Source organism: uncultured Bacteroides sp., from assembly GCF_949298305.1.
In the GTDB taxonomy this organism is placed as follows: domain Bacteria; phylum Bacteroidota; class Bacteroidia; order Bacteroidales; family Bacteroidaceae; genus Bacteroides.
Genome location: NZ_CASFWU010000110.1, coordinates 1 through 8,625 on the forward strand (window position 1 = coordinate 1; position 8,625 = coordinate 8,625).

Here is an 8,625-nt window from a genome sequence, read left to right on the forward strand (position 1 = left end):
TTGAGCTATCGGCTTTAACTCCTAAGCCCACCTTGGTGGGCGATAACTCCTTTTAACTCCTTTAACTCCTGCAAGTTTCGCACTTGCGAAACTTGAGAAAAGTTAAAAATGTTGATGTGCTGAAAAATAATTCTTTATAAATTTTATATACTGAATCTTTTGCCTATTTTTGCATAAAATATACATTCCGTTACCTGAAGGGTGACGGAGGACTGGGGAAACGCCCGTAGAGAAACTGTACAAACAAAACAAAAAAAACATGAAGTGGAGTGTATACTTACTATTCCTGTTGATTAGCGTCTCCTTGTCGGCGCAAAACGTTGCCGTCAAAACGAATCTGTTGTATGACGTTACGACCACAGTCAATCTGGGGGCGGAGGTCGGCTTGTCTCCCAAGTGGACCTTGGATGTCTCTGCCAACGTCAATCCTTGGACTTTCGGTGAAAACAAGAAGTGGAAGCACTGGCTCGTTCAGCCTGAACTGCGTTACTGGCTGTGCGAGCGCTTCAACGGCCACTTCGTAGGTGCCCATCTGCTGGGCGGGGTGTACAACCTCAGCAACATCGACCTGGACTTCAAGCTCTTCGGCACGGACTTCGGCCAGTTGAAAGGCCATCGCTTCGAGGGCTGGATGGCGGGCGTGGGCCTGGCCTACGGCTACCACTGGATGCTGTCGCGCCGCTGGAGCCTCGAGGGCGTCATCGGCTTGGGCTACGTTTACAGTCGGGCTGATAAATACCTTTGTCCGCGGTGCGGCGAGCAGTTGGAGGACAACGAGCCGCACCACTACATCGGCCCCACCAAGGCCGCCCTGAATTTGATATATGTTTTCTAAATATAATAAGGTGAAATTTTGAGATACGCGGACGACACGGAAAAAGACGGACGGACGCGGATAATTCCAACTCAAAAAAACTAACAAACTAAAACTCATCATAACCATGAAACGGATTGTCTTGAGATATAGCCTTTTGCTGGGTAGCCTGTTGGCCGCTCTGCCGCTGGTAGCCCAGCAGACGCTTCAGAGCGGGGCGGAAGTGAGGTCGACAGACGTCTACCGCCTGCGCGACAGTGTGGTTGTGGAGATGCACCTTGACCTATCTGCCATGGAGGTGGAGTCCAACCGCTCCGTCGTGCTCATTCCCTCGCTGGAGGCAGACGGACGGCACTTTGAACTGCCCGCCCTCGAGGTGATGGGCCGCCGGCGTCGGCTCTACTACGAACGCAACGGGCAGCAGCATTATGCCGACACCCCCTGGCGCGTCATCCGCCGCAAGCAGGGCGAGGAGCAGACGGTGGACTACCGCACCTCCCTGCGCTACGAGGCGTGGATGGACGGTGCCCGCCTGGCCGTCACCGAAGACCTCTGCGGCTGTGGCGAGGTGCATCCCGGCAGCCAGCTCTCTTTGCAGCAGGCCGACGTGGCCTTCCGCCCCCGCCTGGCCTACGTGGCTCCCGCCGTGGAGGTGGAGAAACGGCGTGCGCTGAGCGGCGAGGCTTATCTGGACTTCGTGGTGAACCGCACCGACATCAACCCCGGTTACCGCCGCAACCCCGAGGAACTGGCGCGCATACACGCCTCCATAGACACCATCCTCCACGACCGCGACTTCCGCATCACCCGCATCACCCTGCGCGGCTTTGCCTCGCCCGAAGGCACCTACCGCAGCAATGCCCGGCTGGCCGAAGGGCGTACCGGCGCCTTGAAGAGCTACATCAGCAGCCGTTACGGCTTTGTAGATACCCTGTTCGTCACCGACTTCGTGCCCGAGAACTGGGAAGGCCTGCGCCGCTACGTGGCAGGCAGCACGCTGGCCGACCGCGACGGCATCCTCGCCCTGATAGACAGCGACCGCGAGCCCGACGACAAGGAACGCGCCATCCGCAGCCGCTATCCCGAAGCCTACGCCACCCTGCTGGCCGAGTGCTATCCCGGCCTGCGCCGCACCGACTACCGCATAGACTACACCGTGCGCAGCTTCAACGTGGACGAGGCCAAGGCCGTGCTCCGCACCCGCCCGCAGAACCTCAGCCTCGACGAGATGTTTGCCGTGGCGCAGACCTACGAGCCGGGCAGCGACGACTTCAAGCAGGTGTTCGACGTGGCGGTGCGCATGTACCCCCACAGCGAAGTGGCCAACCTCAACGCCGCCTGCGCCCTCCTGGAGCAGGGACTGGCGGAGCAGGCGCAGCCCTATCTGGACAAGGCGGGCGACAGTGCGCAGGCAGCCAACGCCCGCGCCGTATCGCTCCTGCTGCAAGGCCGCTACGACGAAGCCCTCCCGCTGCTGCAACAGGCGCTGCAAGGCGGAGTGAAGGAGGCGGAGGAGAACCGGAAGATACTGGGAAATGAAGAATAAAGAATGAAGAATAAAGAATGTATCCCAACTCCTGACAAGCCTTGATGCGTAAAGCCGGATGCTGCGCTTGCAAGACAGGGAAAAACGTCTGTGGCCATCGTTCACATCTGTGTCATCAGTGTGCCATCCCGCCACAGCACCTTTGTTACGAAAGAGATAATATTTTGAATGATAAACTTTAATTGAACTGATTATGAAAACGAATTTGAAAAACATGGCATGGATGCTGGCCGCAACGCTGGTAATGGCGGCCTGCTCCGACTCGCTGGACGAGAGTGAAAACACCGGTCAAGGGCCGCTTACCGGTGAAGGGTATGTGAAGGTGGCAATTAATATGCCAAGTGTTAGTAGTACAAGAGCATTTGATGAAACTAATGATTTAAATGATGGAATTGAAAAAGAATGGACTGTTAAGAATGGTATTATTGCTTTCTTTGAAGGGAAAGATAAAGATGTAGAAGGAGAGGCTAAATTTGTGAAGGCTTATGATCTAGGAACAATGACTGATAATTCGACTACCAACAATAATCATGTTTCAAATATACCATACGCAAAGACACTCAATGCTCCTGTGCTAAGTGACGGTAATACTCAGATGTATGCTTTAGTAATTCTGAACAACGGTGAAAATAACAGCCTGGCTTCTGTGGATAACGAGGGCAAACGCTTGACTCTGAAGAATGGTGACGCCCCAATCATATTGGAATCCGGTACATCTACCTTCAAGGATTTGGATGGTGCAAAGTGGGCTTTAAATTCAGATGAGGTTACATCAAATGGCTTTTTAATGTTGAATGCACCATTGTATGATAACGTAAGCAAAAAAGCTCAAACGCTGGTTCCGGTTAAAGTTTACCCCACTAAAGAGGAAGCTGAACAATATTCCGTTAACATCTATGTAGAACGTATTGTGGCTAAGGTGGATGTATCCATTCCCGACTTAGCTCAAATAGGTACAGATTCTAAAAAAGAAGGACTTGCTGTAAAAAAAAATACTGTTTATACCGGTGACCAGGTTGTTTTTGTTGATAAAAACGATGGTGCAGAATCTTTAGGTTGGGTGCTCAATGTAACAAACAAGAATACTAAACCCTTAAGAAACGTTTCAGGTATAGCTGATTGGCTTGATAATACTAAATTTACTGAGCTTGAGGGTCGAGATTTTATCGGAACCACTTCTGTTGAAGGTAATTGGAAGCGCATCTATTGGGCCATTGATAATAATTATGATGGTAATTCTACTGATACTGATTTTAATATCTATCGTAGTCATAGTGAAGGGAGTAGCTTGCCCGCTAAATGGAAAGCATATTCTGAGAGTACGACTGCTGGAATAGTACCCCAGTATTGTTTGGAAAATACAGCTCCTGCAGCAGATATGAAAGAAAACAATACCACATGCGTGTTAATTAAAGCTATTTATCTGGTAGATGGCATAGATGCAGAGGATAAATCATTCTTTATGATAGGAGATAATGCTGTAACATTGAGTAAAGCTGAATTCTTGAGTAAGATTAAGACGGATTTGGGAATACCTGATGATGCTGGTATAACTTTGGACATTAATTCAACAGCTGCTGGAGGTTATTACAAGGGTGCCTCAAAACTTAAGGAATTAATTTCCGGATTAGAAGGTTCTGATACGACTTATGATGACGCCCTTAATGATCTCGGTGAGGTCCGTTACTATAAAGACGGCGGTTGCTACTATTATTCTGTTCCTATCCAGCATTTTGAGATCGAACAACCTAAAGGTCAGGCGGTAACTGATGCCAATTTCCTTGGCGGTTACGGCGTGGTACGTAATAACTGGTATCAGATTCAGATTAACAGTGTAAGCGGTCCTGGCGAACCGGGTGTTGATCCGGGTGAAGAACCGATTGTGAAAGATGAAGGTTACCTCAACTGTACCATCAACGTCCTCTCCTGGGCGAAACGTTCACAGGGTGTAGAACTGTAACATAGTGTGTGAGGCTGTGCCTCGTATTCACCACAGATTACGCGGATTGTCGCAGACGGATGGAACTGGGCAATCGGGATTCCGGAAAGAATCGGTGTCAATCCGTGTAATCTGTGGTGAAGAGGCACCCCTCCCCATCTGCTCAATCAAAAGACCTAAAAAACAACTTTTTATGAACCATTGTGCCAAACATATTGTGAAGGTGTGGGGACTGGCATGCTGCCTGCTGGGGCTGGGCGTCATGTCGTGTACCGACCTGATTTTCGACAGCCGCGAAGGGTGCGAACATGGCCTGTTCATCGACTTCAGGTACGACTACAACCTCCAGCGGGCAGACATGTTCCCCGACCACGTGGGCGAGGTGACGGTCTACGTGTTCGATGAAGAGGGGAAGTACCTCGAACAATATACCGAGGCCAACGACGGGGAACACCGTCCGTTGAAAGACCGCGACTATACCATGTATCTGGACCTGCCCGGAGGGAAGTACCGCTTCGTGGCGGTGGCCTATCAGGAGAACAAGAGAGGCGGGACGCGTGCCGGCTTCCAAGCATCGGATCTGGACGAGAACAGCCGGATTGAGGACCTTCAGGTCACCCTGGAGCACATCGTGCTGTACAACGGCATCAAACTGGTGAACCACCAGGGCGAACCCCTCGACACCTTGTGGCACACCATGAATTCCGCCCCGACCGTGGAAGTGCTGGAAGGACAATACAACTACCACACCCTGCCCCTGATGCGCAATACGAAGTACATCAGTGTCACCCTGCGCGACATCGACGAACCGGACGTGATGAACATTGAAGACTACGAACTCTATATCACCAACTCCAATGTCCGGCTGAACTATGACAACTCGGAAGCTCCCGGTGCCACGGCCGTGTGTACCCCCTACGTCACGTGGAATACACAAGACCCTGATACCCGGAGCGGCACTTCCGTAGGAAACATGGGACACGCCGACTTCATGACCTCCCGCATCTTTGTCCACGAAAACATGGCGGACGATGCGGTGCTGGTGGTCCGGCACAAGCAGACGGGAAAGACCGTTATCGAAGTCAACCTGCCCGACCTGCTCGGCCGCCTGAGCAACTTCGAGGACTTGCACCGCTACTCCAAACAGGAATTCCTGGACCGCGGCTACGACTACGACCTCTCCTTCTTCCTCTCCGGCGGCAGCTGGGCCTACGCCAACGTGTCCATCGGAGTGCTGGGATGGAGCAAACGGGTGCAGAATGTAGATTTATGACGAAAAAAGTGATATATGCGTTTTTGTCTTGCTTCGCCTTGTTGCTGACAGGCGGATGTCAAGAGCAGGATTGCGTGGAAGAAATCGACACTTCCCACGCAAGAAACTCGCTATATCTCAACCTGAGCCTCCGGGTGAACGACGGTAGCGGTGCCGTCAGCAGAGCTACCGATGAAGGTACCATTCCCGGAACTGACAAGGATGAAGATGAAAACAATATTCACTCTCTTTATATATATCTGTTCAATTCGACAACCAACGCTTTGGTCTATTGGACAGACATTACCAACCTCTATCAAGCCGACAACACGAAAACCTATGTCATCAAGTTGCAGGATTTAAACCTGCCGGAAAACGTGAGCATATACCTGGCTGCAAACCTGACCCGCCAGCAGGCGGAAAGCATTACAAGTCCGGAAGCTACCTATAAAACCCAGGCAACATCCTATACAAGAGCCATCAACGAGTTTGCGCCTTACGAATTTATGCCACAGTTTGGAGTAACAGGTATTAGTAAGCGCGACATAGGCATCGCCATGACCGGACAGGCGGTTTCGGGTTCGAATAAAGAATTTGACCTTCATGGCTATACCTCTCCTGACAATCCGCTTGCCTTAACAGTTGATTTGAAACGGGTGGTAGCCAAAGCATTGCTTACGGTAGCTCCTGCCTCCAGTGATATAGCAGAGGGGTATGATAAGAATGAAGCTTATGCAGTAATCGATTCTGAAAATGATAAGAAGGGCTGGGTACGCATCAGCGACATCTATTATTTCCCCAACGGAACCAACAAAAGCCTGTATTGGTTTAAACAGACCGATAATAATGAGGATCCCAATTCTGACCTTAAATACTATATTACTTCTACGGAGGCAGATACCGAACTGGCATTGAATACCGAAGAGTATCAGGAAGACTTTGTGTATTACAACCAGACGGAACAATACAAACTTTATTATGCTTATTATCAGGCTCAGAAGTTTGATCAGACGACTGACAATAATAATAGTTATACAGCCGGTATGTATTTCCTGGAAAATACGTTTACGATACCGGGTGATTATGATTCGCAGCTGAAAGCCTATAAACTCGCCCTCCCGATGGTGACAAGCATATCCATCGCCTTGCGCTATACTCCCAAAGAGATTTATGTGGAAAAGGGACTGTATGATCAATTGGAAACAGGTACAGGAATGTCGGCAAGCGAAATAGAAAAATGGGGTAAAATGAAAGGTGATTATGCGGATTGGAAAAGCTTTGAAGAGGAGACAACTTCTACAGGCGAAGTGAAGAACATCATATTTGATACCGAAGCTGACGCCCAGTTTATACTCACCATGTCGCTCAAACTGAATAATGCCTATATCTCTTCCACGGAGTATGGCAACCAGGTGACGAACGGTACATACAGCGGTAGCAAGTTTCCGGACAATACTTTCTTTGCTTTTACGCCGGATTCCGATACGGGAAGCAATACAGATACTTTCCTGTATCATTATTATACCTACGGTGCCCGGCAGAAGATAGCGAACCCTATATATTATGTGCCTTACGTAGGCGGGTGGGCTTATTATTATACTTACCTGGATGGAGATGGAACAAATACCACAAATAAAGCGGTATATAGCGACTCGCAAGTAACGAGAAATACATACTACATTCTGAAACTGAATAAGATAACCCGATTGGGAGGGTCGAAGACTGACCCCAACAACATCCAGGTGAATACAACCGTGGTTCCGTGGAAGAAAGGCGGTAGGCTGGAGGTGGATTTGTGGTAAGCTTGAATGAACTGATAAAAAGAACGAAGATGAAACGGAATATCCGATACCTGCTTTTCCTGCTGTTCGTGCCGCTGCTGGCGGCTTGCGACCAGGCAACCGACGCATCGCTCTCCTTTACCGATGTGCCCATTCGGGTCAATACATCCGTAGAGGGAGGAGGCAGTACGTATGCAGTCGGCGATGAAGAGGCGTGGGTGGGCGAAGAACTGCCTGCCAAGCTGTTCTTCTGGCATGAAGGTGATTTTAAAAATGAAACAGATAAACTATTGGCTGACAATAGCGGAAATAAACCTACCCCTTATTTCACCTACCTGATGAACGATGCAATCACCTCGTTCAGCTTTGCGGACAGCCGCTGGCTGGATACCGGACATCCTTATCCGGAGAATCCAAACAATACGGAAGCGTATGTATACGCCACCGGCTATGCGCCCCGCACCCTGCTGACAGAAGACGCAAAACTGGGATTCAGAAAACTGACCGTGACAGAAACGGATCTGCAAAAGGTGGCGCACTGTGACTTCCTGTCCTGCGATGCCCGAAGCGAACAGAAAGGCAGTTTTGAACATCCTTTTGGAAATACGGCAGACAATGAACTGCAGTTCAGACACCTCACTTCCAAAATCCTCCCGACACGAGAGCATTACCGGGCAAGTATATGTCAGAAAGGTGGAGGCTACTGTGACGCTGAATAATGAGAATGAAAAGTTTCATGTGCCTAAAAAACTTACATGGAGCATTTTAAATGAGAAAAATCCGGATGGAACAGATAAATGGGGCTATCAGGTAACAGAATATCAGAAACTTGAAAATGGTTTAACCTTTAAAGACAATACCGACGATATGATTATGGTGTTGCAGGATAAACGGATAGACTCCTGTTACGTCTGCCAGCCGGCTAATGTAACGACCACAGTTAATCTGGAGGTATCTGCCGAATACTCGTATCTGCAGGACTTTAGTTCGCCCTATGCCTATGAATTTACATGGAGCGGAACCAATCTGCCTATCAAGGCAATTGACGATAGTGGACAAGCAACTGATGATAACATAACAGCATTTAAGCCCGGTTATGTGTACGAAATATATCTGAAGTTCTATAAAACCGGGGTGATTGTGACTGCTAAGGAAGTGGAATGGAAAGACGGAGGTATCCATTATGTACCGGTTTATCCGCCCGGTAATTCGTCCGATGATACTCCGTCCGGTACTTGACAAACAGATGAAAGGAATGCGTATGATGAAAGGAAAGAATTTTTATACAATCCT

7 protein-coding genes are annotated in these 8,625 nt (G+C 49.4%); all 7 read left to right on the forward strand.

The genetic code is table 11. The features are described from left to right. Positions 1–259: 259 nt before the first annotated feature. Complete coding sequence (locus Q1Y74_RS12385) at positions 260–835, forward strand: DUF3575 domain-containing protein (protein ID WP_300814621.1); 576 nt, start codon at positions 260–262, stop codon at positions 833–835. A 106-nt stretch (positions 836–941) separates the two neighbouring features. Beyond that, on the forward strand, positions 942–2,360 hold the full coding sequence (locus Q1Y74_RS12390; RefSeq protein ID WP_300814622.1) for a DUF3868 domain-containing protein: 1,419 nt from the start codon (positions 942–944) through the stop codon (positions 2,358–2,360). A gap of 193 nt (positions 2,361–2,553) precedes the next feature. Continuing rightward, a complete protein-coding gene (locus tag Q1Y74_RS12395; RefSeq protein ID WP_300814623.1) occupies positions 2,554–4,320 on the forward strand; it encodes an Mfa1 family fimbria major subunit in 1,767 nt (588 codons plus the stop codon). Positions 4,321–4,492: 172 nt separating this feature from the next. Further along, positions 4,493–5,572 (forward strand): FimB/Mfa2 family fimbrial subunit, encoded by a 1,080-nt coding sequence (locus Q1Y74_RS12400; RefSeq protein ID WP_300814624.1) that lies wholly within the window; start codon positions 4,493–4,495, stop codon positions 5,570–5,572. Beyond that, on the forward strand, positions 5,569–7,353 hold the full coding sequence (locus tag Q1Y74_RS12405) for an Mfa1 family fimbria major subunit (protein ID WP_300814625.1): 1,785 nt from the start codon (positions 5,569–5,571) through the stop codon (positions 7,351–7,353). Before Q1Y74_RS12400 ends, Q1Y74_RS12405 begins: the two co-directional genes overlap by 4 nt. Before the next feature lie 29 nt (positions 7,354–7,382). Further along, positions 7,383–8,051, forward strand: coding sequence for a hypothetical protein (locus Q1Y74_RS12410; RefSeq protein ID WP_300814626.1), 669 nt, complete (start codon positions 7,383–7,385; stop codon positions 8,049–8,051). Further along, positions 8,038–8,571, forward strand: a complete 534-nt coding sequence (locus tag Q1Y74_RS12415; RefSeq protein ID WP_300814627.1) for a hypothetical protein — start codon at positions 8,038–8,040, stop codon at positions 8,569–8,571. Before Q1Y74_RS12410 ends, Q1Y74_RS12415 begins: the two co-directional genes overlap by 14 nt. Positions 8,572–8,625 lie beyond the last annotated feature (54 nt).

Bases quoted from the DNA above. Each gene is read 5' to 3' on its own strand.
- Q1Y74_RS12385 (WP_300814621.1), top strand. From the start codon at position 260: ATGAAGTGGAGTGTATACTTACTATTCCTGTTGATTAGCGTCTCCTTG.
- Q1Y74_RS12390 (WP_300814622.1), top strand. From the start codon at position 942: ATGAAACGGATTGTCTTGAGATATAGCCTTTTGCTGGGTAGCCTGTTG.
- Q1Y74_RS12395 (WP_300814623.1), top strand. From the start codon at position 2,554: ATGAAAACGAATTTGAAAAACATGGCATGGATGCTGGCCGCAACGCTG.
- Q1Y74_RS12400 (WP_300814624.1), top strand. From the start codon at position 4,493: ATGAACCATTGTGCCAAACATATTGTGAAGGTGTGGGGACTGGCATGC.
- Q1Y74_RS12405 (WP_300814625.1), top strand. From the start codon at position 5,569: ATGACGAAAAAAGTGATATATGCGTTTTTGTCTTGCTTCGCCTTGTTG.
- Q1Y74_RS12410 (WP_300814626.1), top strand. From the start codon at position 7,383: ATGAAACGGAATATCCGATACCTGCTTTTCCTGCTGTTCGTGCCGCTG.